We start from the raw sequence: 16,195 nt of genomic DNA, 5'->3' as shown, positions 1-16,195 counted from the left end.
CTAAATTGCATTTTTTTTGAAAGAAGGAACCTGTTTCTTAGAGCGAATTAAAAATAAAGATCCAGCACACAATAGAGCAAACATAATCAACATAATAAAAGCAACTGTATAAGAACCGTCAAAAGCATCGACTAAAAATCCTATTAACATCGGAGTAAGGACACCAGCGAATTGTGCACCAGTATTAATGAACCCATTTGCAGTTCCTACAACCTCTTCAGATAGCATTTTTAATGGAGCTGAGATGATCAGAATAATATTAAAAGACATGAATACAGTAACAACACTTTGATAGACAGTAAACATTGCTATGTTTGGCGCATAAGCCATTAAATATAGAAAAACCGCCGTAAATACTGCAAATACGGCTGCAAGTACCTTATCTTTCCCTTCAGGTAATTTATCCAAAATATAGCCGCTTACAATCATTGCAATAATTCCCGCAAACGCTGGAATAGCCGAAATATACCCAACTGATGTTAAGTCGAGATGGCGTTCCTCTACTAAATAAGTTGGCATCCACGCCATTAATCCCCATTGCACTGCATAAATGGCAAAATAGGCAATGAATAAATTCCAGATAATCGGAGTTTTTAAAACTTCTCTTAATGGCGCTTTATTTTTGGAATGGTATTCACTTTTTCCTACAGTTGAATCTTTCCGTTCTTTTAGGAAAAATACATATAGCAAGGCAAATATAATACCAATGGCACCCGCTATAAAAAAGATCGTTCTCCAACCGATACTTTGCATGGATTGGGTACCAATTATTGGTGTTATTACCCCCATAATTGTCCCAGAAGTGAGCATGAAGGACATGGCACGGCTCCGTTCATTTTGTGGAAACCAACTCGCAATACCTTTTGACGCAGATGGAAAAAAGCTGCCTTCCCCAAGTCCAAATAGAAATCGAATGAGGATTAAGGACATGAAGGACCATGCCATTCCTGACAAAATCGTAAAAACGGACCAAGCAAAAACAGCCATGATAATGATTTTTCGGAAACCGAAACGATCTGCGAGCCACCCACCGGGAATTTGCATTAAGGCATAACCTGCAAAAAAGCTGCTTAAAACAATGCCTGTCTGAGAGGCACTTAAATGGAGATCCTTTGAAATACCTAAAATCGCATAATTCATAAAAAATCGATCAAAATTTCCAATTGACCACCCTAAAAATAGCAAGATGATAATGACATACTTCCAATTCTGCGACAATTTGGATACCATATAGTTCCTCCTAGCGAAATTTGTTGAACTCTATATAAGTATAAAAAATTCTAACTATTCAAACAATGTGTGTTTCTATATAATAATTACATAAACTATGTTGAGGTCTACATATTCCTTTGGGGGTTGTAAAAAATGGATACACTGATGAAAATTAAACAATTTTTAATGGATGACTGTTGCCTTTCTCATTTTCAGCTGTGGCAAAGTCTAAAAGGATTAGATTTTTCACTTGTTTTATCTCATCATTTTGACAAAGAAACTCCCGCACCAGGAGGATTTTTCAATGAAAATATACGCACCTATGAAAATTTCACCGATATTTACCATCATTATGCCAATCATACAACCATTGTCTTCAGGCTCAGTAAATCATCCGTTTTAAAAATTGACAGTATGCAAAAACTTAAACCGATAATCGATTTATATTACTTGCAAGTAATGCTAGATAGAGAAAAATATATTAGGAATAAAATGATGGACAGCATTCGTGATATATCCTTACTCGAAAATTTAGATGACTTGTTAAAAAAAATATTAGAAAACGCCTTATCTGTTATACCTGCAGCAGATATGGGAGTTCTATGGATGTACGAACCAAGTTTAGACGTGCTTTTTCCTAAAGCTTGGACGGGCGGTCCTAACGAAGAAATTAGAAAAATGAGGATGAAGGTTGGGGAGGGAATTATCGGGAAAACATTTAAAGATAATAAATCTTTTATTCTTACAAATGTAGAGGGAATTCTTTCAGAATCCTCTAATATTTCACCAGATAATCTTTTTCATCTGTATAACTCTGTTAAATTTGACGATTTGAAATCCATTATTTCAGTTCCAATAAAGATTGAAGAGAGTACTTTATGTGTATTGATCGTCTACCAAAATGGTCCTTATCCTCTTTTAACGAAAGAAGATCAGCAACTGTTAGAAAGTTTTTCTGATCAGGTTTCTATTGTATTAAGAAATTCGAGGCTATACCAAAATCTCAAAAAACAAAATGACCTTTTAATTCAACGAGATACCATACACAATTCTTTAATAAAACTGTCTCTTCAAAGTAAAGGTTTACAAAAGATCGCAAATGAAATAAAAAAGATGATAAACCATCCATTAATGATAGTAGACTTAACAGATGAGCAATTATATTCTAGTCCAAGCCTATGGAAAATGGAGCTTCCTTCAGAGCTGATAAAAATAAATACAAAATTACAAACTCAATCTTTTTTCACTGAGACTTATAATAGTCAGTCATTGTATATTCACCCTATTATTGCTATTGATGTTCCGATTGGAATAATGGCCGTAGAAATGGAGGAAGATGATCTTTTTCCTTTAAACAAAATGATTATTGAACAGGCAAGTTCAGTGATTGCATTAGAGATTATCAGAAAACAAACATTAGTGGATTCTTTTTATCAAAAAACAAATGATCTATTTAATGATTTTATTCAGAGCGGAGAATATAACCTGATACGAAAGAAGGCCGTTGAGCTTAGAATCGATCACCATTCCTATTATATGGCAATCGTAATCCACCTACATCCTCATGCAGATTTTCATTTTCTTAATATGCAAATGCACAAACTAATTGCCCAAATTAAAAAAAAATTAGGAATATTTGTTTCAATCGTTTTTGGTTATGGAAATAAAGTGACGTTGGTATGCCAATTTAATAACTATGCAGATCATGATTATATAAAAAAGAAACTAGAGCTTATTCATTCCAACTGGATTAATGTGCATGAAGAATCGCTAAAAATAGGGATTGGTACTTCTTATCCAAGTATCGATAATATAGCAAAAAGTTACTCCGAAGCGGATAAAGCCCTTTCTTTTCTTATCTCGAGGCAGCTTAAAAGTATCGTGAGTTATCAGGATATTGGCATAAATCACCTTTTTATTCACCAACCCATTGATGACCTGAACTCTTTTGTAAATGAAGTTTTTAATCCCCTCCAATCTGATAAAGATGGTACTTTGGATTTAGAACAAACCCTGCTTGCCTATATGGAAAACGACCGTCAAGCTACACAAACAGCCAAACTTTTGCATATCCACGTTAATACTTTATATCAAAGGCTAAAAAGGATCGAAGAAAAGCTTCAAATTTCCTTTTCGAATCCGGAAGACATTTTAAAAATTCAACTTGCCTGTTATTTAAGAAATTCAATCGTCTCCCTAACTTGACAGCTTGATAAGCACTCAATATGTTAAAAAGATCTCCAAAAAAAATTAAATTATCTGTATCTTTAAGAACTAGGAGTTCAATGATAGCACCTTCAAATCCTTCAACACCTAATGGGGCACTTAAGAAAGCTCTCGTTTTAGCAACAGACGAGGTAAAGTGTTCACTTGAATTATGGCTGGCAACAGCTTGCAGGTCCTGCCAAACTCCAACCATTTTAAATAGATCTTCTTTTTCTGTCTCTGCCATGAATGTAAAGAAGATAGCAACAGGACTTTTGAAGGGCTAGAAATGGCCTGAATAACATCCGAAAAATCACTATTCTCTATATCTGCTTCAAATCCAATAAAAAATCAAAAAGGTTCGGAATGAGAACATTCCGAACCCTTTTTGTCTACAAATTGGGGATATTAAAAAATAAAGCCTATTTTATTACTTTTCACAAGCATAGTTGTCTTTATCTCGATCCATACTTGGTACATAAGCAGGGTGTCCAGCTGGAACGCCGTTTGGATATGTACCTCGTAAATCTGTGCAGTTTGCGAAATCTTCCCTTTCTCCTGACGATGTAGAAGCAGTTGGTTGATTTGTATTTGCTTTAGCGGTAGAGGTATCTTCCAATTGAGTATTCAAACTGTCCACTTTGTTTTGCAAACTTGTATTTTTAATTGTTAGATCACTTATCTGTTTATTTAATGAATCTTTTTCTGATGAGAAAGCCTTTTTTTCTTCTTCCAATGAATTTAAATTATTTTCATATTCTGTAATATTAGAAGCGGTTTCTTTAATATCGGACTCAAGATCAGTAATTTGTTTTTCAAGCTTCTTATTTTCTAATTTTAAATGTTTATTATCGGCTGTTAATTTTGTATTTTGTTTTATTTTATCATCAAGTTTAGCTTGGGCTCCTGTATCCAAAAACGATATTCCAACAATAAAAAATATTAATCCGCCAATGAGAGAAAAATAAAAAATCTTCTTAGATAGTGCTCTTTCTTTGTGCTTCACCTGTTTAATAAAATGGTGAATGAGGTGAAAAAGTGAATATATAATAGCGAGAAAACCTAATAATGCGATGACATTCATAACTAATACTCCTTTAAATATAATCATTGCTAAACACTAAGATTTATATTTTATAGATAAAACTAGTATTAATTCCTTTAAGTTCTGAAATAAACAGGTTCTTATTTTATTTTTATACCTTCCTTCCTGGTAGTATATATCTATTATTCTACAAAAAGGTTCAACTTCCTTTTTAAATGTAATTATTTTCTAAATAATGAATGGCACATCTGCTTACACAATACTTCCATTGAAACCATCCTTTATATGGCCAATTATTACTTACAGCTTTTATTAAATGTTAAACAAATGTTTGAATAATGAATTTTTTTGGTTATAGTAATAATAGAGGTCCGTACTTCAGTAGTAATCAGTAATATTTCGTGTTACTCGAGGTTCTCTCTACACCTTGAAAAGGGGGACTTCCATTAATAAAATACCCATTCGTTCCCGTTGTATTTAAATATAAGTGAACATAAAAAGGAGGTGTGATAAGAGTGAGTAAACAACACCAATATATAATTAGTAAAGTTGAAGAAGATGACATTTGTCAGGCATTGGAGTTTATGATGAGAATACGAAAAGAAATTTTTCCAATGCTATCTCAGGATAAACTTCCACCTGACTTACTTCACTTTAAAAAGCACTATATTCAACGGGGAAACTCTACGGTTTATGCAGCGCGTATTCATGATGGGACTTTGATCGGTACAATCGGAATTTATCCTTACGATGGAAGATTTGATCAATTAATAGATGTTTACAACCATACTCATACCGCAGAAATTGTAAAATGCTACATAGATTCGAAGTATAGGCGCTTAGGAATTGGAACAACATTATTTAAGAAAGCGTTAAAGTTCAGTATGGATGCTGGATATCAGAATCTTTATTTACATACACACCCATTTTTGCCTGGTGCTATATCATTTTGGGAAAATCAAGGGTTTGAGATTAGATTAGCTGAAGAAGATGCAATTTGGAAAACCGTACATATGGATAGGAATTTATGATTTTTATAGATTTGTAGAAATAAAAAAGTTTTTTTAAAACGTTAAGGAGTTACAGCAGTGAAGAAAAATACAATACTTATCTTCATACTATGCTTTATTTTAACAACAGGTTGTCAGGGGAAAAGTGGATCCCAAAGTGAAAATAGTAAACGTGATGAGATTGTATATGCTAGTACAAAGGACATACGTGATATTAATCCACATTTATACAGTGGAGAGATGGCTGCACAATACATGGTTTTCGAATCCCTTGTTTTGAATACAGAGGATGGAGTCAAACCTGCTTTAGCTGAAAGTTGGGAGATTTCAGAGGACGGATTAGAGTATACCTTTCATTTAAGAGAGGGAGTTACATTCTCAGATGGAGAACCATTTAACGCTGAAGCTGTTAAATTGAATATGGATGCTATTTTAGAAAATATAGAGCGTCACGCTTGGTTGGATATGGTAAATGAGATAAAAGAAAATGTGGTAGTAGATGAATATACATATAAACTAGTATTAAAGCATCCCTATTACCCGACTTTAACGGAATTAGGCCTTACTCGTCCGTTCCGCTTTATTTCTCCAAAGTCTTTCATAGATGGACAAACGAAGAACAGAGTGAAAAGCTATGCTGGAACAGGTCCATGGGTTTTATCTGAACATAAAAATGAACAATATGCCGTTTTTACAGCTAATAAAAATTATTGGGGGGAAAAACCGAAAGTTCATTCGATAAAGTGGAAGGTTATGCCTGATCATCAAACAATTCTACTTGCTCTTGAAAAAGGAGAGGTTGATCTTATTTTCGGAGCTGACGGAGACATGATTGATATTGATTCGTACAAAGCCTTAGAAAATCAAGGGAAATACAAAACAGAGATAAGCCAGCCGATCGCATCTCGTGCGATATTATTAAATTCAAATAAGGGAATTACAGGGGAACGTAAAGTTCGAGAGGCCTTTCAATTTGCAATTGATAAAAAAACAATTGCCAATGATATTCTAAATGGATCTGAAACTGTGGCAGATATGCTACTATCTTCTACCGTACCTTATAGCGATTTGGGTTTAGAAAAAAAATCATTTGATCCTGATAAATCAAATGATTTGTTTGAAGAAGCTGGCTGGAAATTAGCAGGTGATCAATATCGCTATAAGGAGGGGGAAAAACTAGAGGTCTCCATTAACTATAATTCAGATAATGCTCAAGAAAAAACCATCAGTGAATACATGCAAAATGATCTAAAAAATGTCGGTGTTAGTCTCAAAATAATCGGTGAGGAAAAACAGGCGTTTTTGGATCGCCAAAAAACAGGAGACTTTGATTTAATGTATTCATTATCTTGGGGAACACCATATGACCCTCAATCTTATTTATCATCCTGGAGAATACCGGCTCATGGTGATTATCAAGCGCAAATAGGATTAGATAAGAAAGAATGGTTAGATGATACAATTACAGCAGTTATGATCGAGGCTAATGAAGAAAAACGTAAGGAAATGTATGCAGACATTTTGACGTATATTCATAACGAAAGTGTATATATTCCGCTCACTTATTCACGTACGAAGGCTGTTCATATTCCTAAGTTAAAAGGTGTTACATTTAACGTTTCTCAATACGAGGTACCTTTTGAAAAAATGTATTTCGAAAACTAAATTAATCATTGAAAAGACAGATCCACATATCTGTCTTTTCAATGATCTTGGGAGATTTGAAGTGGATAAATGAAAAATTACCTCCTTAAAAGATCTTTGAGTATGATACCGTTACTGATAGGTATATCATTGATTTCTTTCATTATGATTAGTCTAAGTTCCAGTGATCCTGTAGAAGTTGCACTTCGATTTTTTGTTTTAGTAGCTGTTAAGTATTAGAAAACATTTCCAAGCTTGGACTATTGTGATGATGAAACTATCTTTACTCCTGCAGTATAAATTTGATGAATATTTTCCTTTTACTTCTATATTGTATCCACGTTTTCTTGGAGGATAGCAGTAGTAGCCTTTTCTACTCTCATTTCAGTGATAATCAAATATTGTGATTTTTTTGAAGGTATTTTTAAACTGGAAATAAATATTGAAACAAAGAAGCTTGTATGTTAGGATTTAAATCGTAATAATATCGATTTGTGCACTAAAATCCAACGGAAAACGAAATGGTTTCGATTTATTAACGTTGAAGGAGAGAGGGATATAGAGATTTCACTTATGTAAATGTAAATAATTTGGAATGTGAATGAAAATATGTGAAAAAGGATAATTAAACTATGAAAAAAATTACAGCTTATTCTTTAATTCTAACGATACTGACTTTATTTTTACTCTCAGCTTGTTCCAGTAAAAATGAAAAAGTTGATACTGCTTCAAATGACGTATCAAATGATGAACTGGTTTTTGCGAGTACAAAAGACATCCGCGATATTAATCCTCATTTATATACTGGAGAAATGCCAGCGCAAAATATGGTTTTTGAATCCTTGGTAATTAATACGGATGGCGGGATAAAGCCTGCCTTAGCGGAAAGCTGGGATATTTCGGAGAATGGGTTAATCTATACATTTCATCTTAAAGAAGGAGTCACTTTTACTGATGGTGAGCCTTTTAATGCAGAAGCTGTTAAGAAAAATATAGACGCTGTCTTAAAAAACATTGAAAAAAACTCATGGTTGAATCTTGTGGCGGAAATTAAAGAAACAAAAGCTATTGATGAGCACACTTTTCAATTAACTCTAAAAAATGCATATTATCCTACACTTGAGGAACTAGGGTTAACTCGACCATTCAGATTTATTTCTCCTAAAAGTTTTATTGACGGAACGACGGCTAATGGAGTAAATGGATATGCAGGCACTGGCCCTTACGTTTTAAAAGAACATAAAGAAAACCAGTATGCTATATTTACAGAGAATGAGGATTATTGGGGAGATAAACCCAAAATTAAATCTATTAAGTGGAAGGTAATGCCTGATCACCAAACGATACTTTTAGCCCTTGAGAAAGGCGAAATTGATCTTCTTTTCGGTTCAGATGGAGATATGATCGATAGCGATTCATTCAAAATACTAACAGAACAAGGTAAATATAAGACAGTGGTTAGTCATCCTGTTGGATCAAGGGCTATTGTTCTTAATTCCAAAAAGCCAATTGTCAATGACCCAAAGGTTCGTGAAGCTTTTCAAAAGGCTATAAATAAACAAGTTATTGCTGATGGCATACTTAACGGTGCTGAACATGTGGCAGATACTCTTCTTTCCCCAACAGTTCCATATGCTGATGTTGACTTAAAAGCGCAAAAGTATAGTAAGGATAAAGCAAATAAATTGTTAACAGAAGCTGGTTGGGAAATAGGAAAAGATGGATATCGTTATAAGGATGGAAAGATGTTAGAAGTCACTATTTACTATAACTCCGATAATGCTCAAGAACGGACAATTAGTCAATCCATGCAGAATGATTTAAAACAGGTAGGTGTTAGTCTTAAGATTGTTGGGGAAGAAAAACAAGCATATTTTGATCGACAGAAAACTGGTGATTTTGATTTAATGTATTCTCTTTCTTGGGGATTACCTTATGACCCTCAAACTTATGTATCGTCATGGCGTGTTCCTTCACATGCGGATTATCAAGCTCAATTAGGGTTGAAAAAAAAGAAGTGGTTGGATCATACCATTTCTGACATTATGATAGAACAAAAGGAAGATAATCGTAAAAAAATGTATAAAGAAATATTAACGTATATACATGATGAGAATGTTTATATACCGTTAACTTACTCAGTGACAAAAGCTGTACATGCAAAGGGATTAAAAGGCGTTGGTTTTAACGTTTCTCAGTATGAAATTCCCTTTGAAAAAATGCATTTTAGTAAATGAAATAGTTTTTCAGATGAAAAATCCCCACTCTATACTTTCTTTATGAAGTAAGCTGGGGATTATATACTAGTAATCCAAGTTAGGAGAAAAAGTTTTGAGCCTGTATTTATTAAAGCGAGTACTTGCAATCATACCCATTATTCTTGGCATCTCTTTCTTAGCTTTTGTATTGATTAATTTAAGAGCAAGTGACCCTGCTGAAATTGCACTAAGAGTGAATCAAGTAACACCCACTGATGAAATGATTGAGGCAATGAGGCTCTCACTAGGTCTTGATAAACCATATTTTGTTAGATATTTTTCGTGGCTTGTAAATAGTCTTCAAGGAGATTTCGGAATTAGTTATGTAACGCATGAACCAGTTTCCAATCAAATAGCAATGGCTTTGCCCGCAACGTTACAGCTTGCTGCAGTAGCTCTAGTAATAATTATCTCGGTAAGTATTTTCATTAGTATATTATGTACGATCTATGAAGGTAGCATCTTTGATAAAGTGATGCGTGCAATAGTATTTATTAGCACGGCTATGCCGAGCTTTTGGATTGGAATCCTCCTTATATGGCTATTCTCAGTCAAACTAAATTGGTTTGACACAAGTGGTATGGAAAAGCCATCTTCCGTTGTTCTCCCTGCTATTACACTTTCTCTAGGCTTTATTTCAACTTATGTCCGTCTTATAAGAAATAACATGATTAAGAATAAAAACGAAAATTTTGTTCTTTATGCTAGAGTTCGTGGCTTAAAGGAACGAACGATAATTAAAAAGGTCTTTAGAAATTCTCTTCAGATTTCATTGACTGCTTTAGGTATGTCCATACCTAAATTAATTGCAGGGACCGTTATTGTGGAAAATATTTTTGCATGGCCAGGTATTGGACGGTTATGCGTCACGGCTATCTTTAATTCGGATTTTCCGATTATTCAAGCATATATCTTGATTATGGGTGTTATGTTCGTAGTGTGTAATCTTTTGGTTGATATCCTAAATACCGTAATTGATCCACGGATGAGAAAGGAATTATAGTATGCATGTTTGGAATCGTTTGAAGACTGATAAAATGGCTATGTTTTGTTTAACTATCATTCTCTTTTTTATAACAGCTGGAATCTGTGCTCCAATTCTTGCACCACATAATCCGCTAGAAATGAATGTCCTTCAAAAATATGCAGGCATTAGTCAAACGCACCCTTTGGGTACTGACCAATTAGGCAGATGCATTTTATCTAGGCTTTTATACGGAATTCGCACGACCATCTTTTATGCTCTAGTTACGACTGTCATTACCATAACGATTGGAACGATACTCGGAATAATGGCGGGGTTTTTTCGTGGGAAGGTGGACGAGTTCATTATGAGAATTTGTGATATAATGCTGTCCTTCCCAGCAGAAGTTATGATTTTAGCGATTGTCGGAGTACTTGGCCCCGGATTATTAAATGTGGTAATCGCGAACATCATTGCCAAGTGGGCTTGGTATACTCGTATGATTCGTTCTGTAGTAATTCAATATACAGACAAAAACTACATCCGCTTTGCCAAAGTGTCCGGTTGTAGCACCGGGCATATCATGAAGAAACATTTATTTCCTGGTGTATCAGGCGAAGTGTCAGTATTCGCCACACTAGATACAGGGTGGGTTATTTTAAATATATCTGCACTTTCCTTTTTAGGATTAGGGGTACAGGCACCAACTCCAGAATGGGGAATGATGTTAAATGAGGCGAAGAACGTAATGATTACGCATCCGACCCATATGCTCGCACCAGGATTTGCAATTTTAATTATCGTTGCAGCATTTAATTTCCTTGGTGATAGTTTACATTCGGCTATTAATCCTAAAATATCCAAAAAGAGGAAAGGGGGCCAGGTGAATGTCTTTATTAGAAATAAAAAGGTTGTCAGTTAGTGATGCCCGAGAAGGAATTGATATTGTCCGTAATCTAAACTTTTCTCTTAAAAAAAATGTTTGCCTAGGAATAGTTGGAGAAAGTGGAAGTGGGAAATCCTTGACGGCCAAAGCTATCCTTGGATTAACTTCTCCATGGTTAGATGTGAGAGGGGAAGCTATATTTGATGGAATGAATCTAATTGGACAGCCAAACAAAGTATTGAAAAAAATTCGTGGTCAAAGAATCTGTATGATTCTTCAAGATGCGATGACTGCTTTTAATCCATTAGATACTATTGGAAAACACATGATCGAAACGTTTTGTGGAATTTTGGAAATAAAAAAGAAGAAAGCTAAAGAAATGGCGGAAGTTGCACTTCATCGGGTACATATACATGAACCTGAGCAGGTATTGAAAAAATATCCACATCAACTTTCAGGAGGAATGCTACAAAGAGTAATGATATCTATAGTGATAATGATGGAACCGGATATAATCATTGCTGATGAGCCCACTACCGCCCTAGATTCCATTAATCAAAGGGAAGTGGTGGAGCAATTCAAATTGCTACGTGAAATAACAGGTACATCCATTATCTTTATTTCCCATGATTTAGGGGTCGTTCAATATTTGGCTGATGAGTTACTCGTAATGAGAAATGGAGAAATAGTAGAATCAGGAAAAGCAGAAGTGTTATTTTCCACTCCAAAACATGAATTTACAAAGTATTTAATAAATACACGCGTTAGTTTGGCAGAGCCGTTTCAGCAATCTATGGCAAGGAGGTGAATTTATGTTTGTTAGCGTTAAAAATGTTTCAAAAAGTTATAATAAAGATGGCGGATTTTTAATAAAGTCTAAGAAAAAGATTTTAGAAGATATTAATCTTCAAATTAACAAAAGTGAATGTGTAGGTTTGATAGGAGAAAGTGGGAGTGGGAAGAGCACACTCAGCCGGATTATCCTCGGTTTAGAGAAACCTGAACAGGGTACTGTTGAGATTGAGGGTGAATCAATTTCCAAGTGGATTAAGCAGAATAAAGGAAATATGAGCGTGGTTTTTCAGGATTATACTACTTCTGTAAATCCTCAATTTACAGTGGGCAATATCATTGGAGAGCCATTAATTGCCGTAGGAGAATATAAAGATGTAGACAACCGAATACATGTACTTTTGACTAAAGTTGGACTCCCTCATTCGACCTTTCATAAATATCCGCATGAGCTGAGTGGGGGTCAACTTCAGAGAGTATGTATTGCTCGAGCGATAGCGACAGAACCAAAATTCATCGTGCTTGATGAGGCCATCAGTTCACTCGATGTTTCTGTTCAGGCACAAATCCTTCAACTGCTTCATGAGCTAAAAGATGATATGGATATGACCTTCCTCTTTGTAGCCCACGATCTTCAGGCGGTTGCAAATCTTTGTGATAGGATTCTTTTCCTATATAAAGGAAAGATAGTGGAGGAACTACCGAGTGCAGAACTTGTACATGCCCAACATCCCTATGCAAAAAAACTTTTGACTTCAGTGATGCCTCTAAATATCCATAAAAATTGATTATATAATAGTTTTCTCCAATGCATTAGAGGAGGGATGAGGTTCTAAAAAATATTCAGCCCCAAAAAATCAATGCGCCGAGATCTTGAATGTGATTTTTAAGATGTCGGCGCATTGATGATTGATCCTATTTAGATACGGGCTGTACATTATAATATTCTTCGAGTGTCATCCCTTGTGTTTCAATTTCTTTGGCTATCTCTATGCCTACATAACGGATATGCCAAGCCTCATATTTATACCCTGTGATTTCTCGCTTTCCTTCAGGATACCGAATTATAAACCCATAATCACTTGCATGATTAGATAACCATTCGGCCTCTTTTGTTTGTCCAAAACATTCCTCTGCAGCACAACTGCCATTAATGTCACTTATATCAATAGCCAGCCCTGTTTGGTGTTCGCTGGTTCCTGGATATGCACTATAAGTTTTAGCTTTTTCAAGCCCATCCTTTTTTACATAATTATTAAAAATACTTTCTTGTGTTTCTTGTGATCTAAATGCTGATACTCCCGCTAATTTTATATCATCTTCTCCAGCCTTCTTAAATAAATTTTCCAAAGCATGGGCCGCCTCTTCTCGCATCATTCGTTTTTCGATTCTTTCCTTGAAAATAAAAGGCACATTTGGATAGACTAGATCATCAGGCCTGTATTTATCAGGTAGAGGATTTAACTTGTTAACTAGAACGGGAATGCTATCAGGTGTCGCAGAGGCGTTAATGGCTTCCTGCTGTACTGTGCTAATACGAGGTTCAGCACTCTTTGTACTAGAAACGGAATGTGGCGTATTTTCACCTTTATCGGAATTATGTTCATCTTCGGATGTTTCCTTAACAGTACACCCAACAGTGAATGATAAAGTAAATAATAGTAAAATAATAGTTTGAATAGATCTTAACATAGTACCGCCTCCAAGTTCATTCAGAAAATATACATGAGAAATGTTAGTGAATAGAAACAGTGATGAATTCTTATTCGAGATAACAGTTAAGTATTCATTCATTCGTATAAAAATAGTTTTATTAAAAAACTAAATTGTCTTGGATTTTATTAATCCAAAAAATTCCTTATCTATTTATAAATCGTAAAAATTACGATTTATAAATAGATAAGGCTTAGACTATCAAATTGGAGGATAAAAATCAATATATTTCGTACAATCCTACTAATAAGAATGGTTGGTTTACCTAATGCTTGGATTTTAAGGGCAACAATAAATACAAGAGCTTTCCGTAGTAGTTGGGTATTGACTACTACGGGGAGCTCTGTTTTTTAGAATATCTAAAAATATCAACTTCGGGACTTATAATGTTATCGGCATTCATCATCAATTCACTACAAAACTTGATTTGATAAGGTTTTCCCGTTTTAAGTGAACGGTCTATAATTTCCAGCAATTCCGTTAATGGAAAAGAATAGTAAACTTATGGATACGTTGTTGAAATCAGCTATTATCTGCTTCTCAAAATGAGAAAAGTTGTTCGGCATAACGTCATATTTGCTTGAGTAACGTATGGAGAAAATTAAGTTTGGGCATTATCAAGCCTAAAATTACGAAAATTTATTAAATTTAAACTAAAAAAACAGAACCAATTATTGACACTATCGAACAATATGCTATAATTCATTTTGTGATTGATAATCGTAATCATTACTATTTGCGTTGTATATTCTATTAAGAAAGGAAAACTTAAAAAAGAAAAAATACTGTAAAGGGTAGTTGCGATGATAAAGGAAATAGATTTTGTAAAATTTAATCCCACACAAAATATGACAGTTCTTGTTAAAACAAATCATCCAGATGAAGAGTATAAGCAAATTGCTTCAAAAATCATGTCATATGATAGCCTGAATGCAGAACAAGTAGGCTTTATAGAAAAGTCGACGAAAAAAGAAGCGGCTGCTCATCTAAAAATGGCTGGAGGGGAGTTTTGCGGCAATGCTTGCATGTCTTTGGCCACTTTAATTGCCTCGGAAAAAGGACTAAATCATAATCATATGGCGAAAATCTCATTGGAAGTTTCAGGTGCGGATAAGTTAATTATGTGTCAAGTCAAGAAAAAATCTGATGAATATTACTGTCAAGTTACTATGCCTATTCCTAAAAGGATAGAAAAGAGAAAAATAAAACTTGATGGTAGCGATATGGAAATAATTATGGTGAATTATGGTGAGTTTGTACATATTGTGATGGAAGTAGAGCAATTCAACAGAAAGATGAGGGAAAATGCGGAAAAATTAGCAAAGTTAATTGGATCACCTTCAAGTTACAACTTAATTGGCATTTTATTGTATAAATCAAAAACGCATGAATTGGCTCCGCTCATATATGTTCCACATCTAGATAGTTTGATATGGGAAAGGGGATGCGGTTCAGGCACAGCCACATTAGGAGCCTATCTAGCTTGGAAAAACAATCGGGAGATTACAGCACAAATAAAGCAACCCGGTGGCATTATCACTGTATTTGCCAATTATTTTAAAGAAGAGTTGACCAGACTTGAAATTGAAGGGTCTGTCGGAATAGTAGCACAGGGCAAAGCATTTATTGAGGTATAGATAATATTTAACAGGGGTGATTTGAATGATAGGATTAAAAACATTCCACAGTCATTTGGATGAATTTTTGGGGAAATTCGATGATTTAGGAAGACGTTATGATCATACAATAAATAATTGTTCGGAGTTAGAGAAAGTAATAGATGACTATTCAAAATTTATAACGAATAAACGGAACAAAGAAACGTGGGAACAAATGGAACATCTAGAATCCATTGATTTGAGCCATCTTGTGGTGGATTTAAGAAAAAAGTCTGCACTTTGTGTGGCTATCATGGAGAAATATCGTGCATTGAAGTTGCAAAATGGAATGGATGATGTCAGCGATTATTTCGAAAATATAGAATCATGTATTGAAAAAGAATTTGGTAGTTTCCAAATTACTTCTAAGTCAAAAGTATTGCTAGTAGGCTCGGGGGCATTTCCGATGACACCGATATTAATTGCAAAACGAACAGGAGCAGAAGTAGTAGGCATAGACATTGATGAGGAGGCCATTCAACTTGGACAAAACGTTGTAAAAAAACTAGGTAATGGCTTAAATATCAAGTTAGAAAAAACATTGGTTGAAAATCTTGATTTTACGGAAGAGGCAACCCATATCATATTTAGTTCAACTGTTGAAAGTAAATATGACATATTGGATCAATTATATACTTGTTCGAATGATAATGTTGTAGTGGCCATGAGGTATGGTAATCAGTTGAAATCTCTATTTAATTATCCATTGAGAGAGGTGGACGGGCAAAAATGGATAATGGTTGAAAAAATACTGCGTCCAGAACATGTTTTTGATATTGCATTGTATAAAAAAGCATAGATTACTTGT

The 16,195-nt window shown here is 34.5% G+C and carries 13 protein-coding genes; 10 read left to right on the top strand and 3 right to left on the bottom strand.

Annotation, left to right across the window (positions count from 1 at the left end; genetic code table 11):
- Window positions 1–1,230 carry an MFS transporter gene (locus tag IOC57_RS07120; RefSeq protein WP_207438056.1) on the bottom strand — a complete coding sequence of 410 codons (1,230 nt, stop codon included), beginning with the start codon at window positions 1,228–1,230 and terminating at the stop codon, window positions 1–3.
- Between the two features lie 135 nt (window positions 1,231–1,365).
- On the opposite strand from IOC57_RS07120, the gene IOC57_RS07115 reads away from it, so the two are divergent.
- Window positions 1,366–3,417, top strand: coding sequence for a helix-turn-helix domain-containing protein (locus IOC57_RS07115; protein WP_207438055.1), 2,052 nt, complete (start codon window positions 1,366–1,368; stop codon window positions 3,415–3,417).
- A gap of 430 nt (window positions 3,418–3,847) precedes the next feature.
- Here the strand turns inward: IOC57_RS07115 and IOC57_RS07110 are convergent, their stop codons facing one another.
- Window positions 3,848–4,501 carry an excalibur calcium-binding domain-containing protein gene (locus IOC57_RS07110; protein WP_286184591.1) on the bottom strand — a complete coding sequence of 218 codons (654 nt, stop codon included), beginning with the start codon at window positions 4,499–4,501 and terminating at the stop codon, window positions 3,848–3,850.
- 476 nt (window positions 4,502–4,977) lie between these two features.
- Here IOC57_RS07110 and IOC57_RS07105 point away from each other — a divergent pair, with 476 nt between their 5' ends.
- The 7 genes from IOC57_RS07105 to IOC57_RS07075 all read left to right on the top strand — a co-directional run bounded on the left by IOC57_RS07105 (window position 4,978) and on the right by IOC57_RS07075 (window position 12,804).
- Window positions 4,978–5,493, top strand: coding sequence for a GNAT family N-acetyltransferase (locus IOC57_RS07105; protein ID WP_309487681.1), 516 nt, complete (start codon window positions 4,978–4,980; stop codon window positions 5,491–5,493).
- 57 nt (window positions 5,494–5,550) lie between these two features.
- A complete protein-coding gene (gene nikA / locus IOC57_RS07100) occupies window positions 5,551–7,137 on the top strand; it encodes a nickel ABC transporter substrate-binding protein (protein WP_207438053.1) in 1,587 nt (528 codons plus the stop codon).
- Window positions 7,138–7,748: 611 nt separating this feature from the next.
- Window positions 7,749–9,353 carry a nickel ABC transporter substrate-binding protein gene (nikA, locus tag IOC57_RS07095; protein ID WP_207438052.1) on the top strand — a complete coding sequence of 535 codons (1,605 nt, stop codon included), beginning with the start codon at window positions 7,749–7,751 and terminating at the stop codon, window positions 9,351–9,353.
- Between the two features lie 94 nt (window positions 9,354–9,447).
- Window positions 9,448–10,377, top strand: a complete 930-nt coding sequence (opp1B, locus tag IOC57_RS07090; protein ID WP_207438051.1) for a nickel/cobalt ABC transporter permease — start codon at window positions 9,448–9,450, stop codon at window positions 10,375–10,377.
- Between the two features lies 1 nt (window position 10,378).
- Complete coding sequence (gene opp1C / locus IOC57_RS07085; RefSeq protein ID WP_207438050.1) at window positions 10,379–11,260, top strand: nickel/cobalt ABC transporter permease; 882 nt, start codon at window positions 10,379–10,381, stop codon at window positions 11,258–11,260.
- Window positions 11,226–12,032 carry an ABC transporter ATP-binding protein gene (locus IOC57_RS07080; protein WP_207438049.1) on the top strand — a complete coding sequence of 269 codons (807 nt, stop codon included), beginning with the start codon at window positions 11,226–11,228 and terminating at the stop codon, window positions 12,030–12,032. Before opp1C ends, IOC57_RS07080 begins: the two co-directional genes overlap by 35 nt.
- Before the next feature lie 4 nt (window positions 12,033–12,036).
- Window positions 12,037–12,804, top strand: coding sequence for an ABC transporter ATP-binding protein (locus tag IOC57_RS07075; RefSeq protein WP_207438048.1), 768 nt, complete (start codon window positions 12,037–12,039; stop codon window positions 12,802–12,804).
- 127 nt (window positions 12,805–12,931) lie between these two features.
- Here IOC57_RS07075 and IOC57_RS07070 read toward each other — a convergent pair whose 3' ends face one another.
- Window positions 12,932–13,708, bottom strand: coding sequence for a M15 family metallopeptidase (locus tag IOC57_RS07070; protein WP_207438047.1), 777 nt, complete (start codon window positions 13,706–13,708; stop codon window positions 12,932–12,934).
- Between the two features lie 824 nt (window positions 13,709–14,532).
- On the opposite strand from IOC57_RS07070, the gene IOC57_RS07065 reads away from it, so the two are divergent.
- Both IOC57_RS07065 and IOC57_RS07060 read left to right on the top strand, forming a co-directional pair.
- Window positions 14,533–15,366, top strand: coding sequence for a histidine racemase CntK family protein (locus IOC57_RS07065; protein ID WP_207438046.1), 834 nt, complete (start codon window positions 14,533–14,535; stop codon window positions 15,364–15,366).
- Between the two features lie 25 nt (window positions 15,367–15,391).
- Window positions 15,392–16,186, top strand: coding sequence for a nicotianamine synthase family protein (locus IOC57_RS07060; RefSeq protein ID WP_207438045.1), 795 nt, complete (start codon window positions 15,392–15,394; stop codon window positions 16,184–16,186).
- Window positions 16,187–16,195: the final 9 nt, after the last annotated feature.

The organism is Bacillus sp. SD075, assembly GCF_017355165.1.
Lineage (GTDB): Bacteria > Bacillota > Bacilli > Bacillales > DSM-1321 > Peribacillus.
The sequence above is the reverse complement of the archived record's forward strand: the minus strand, read 5'-3'. Positions and strand labels throughout refer to the sequence as shown.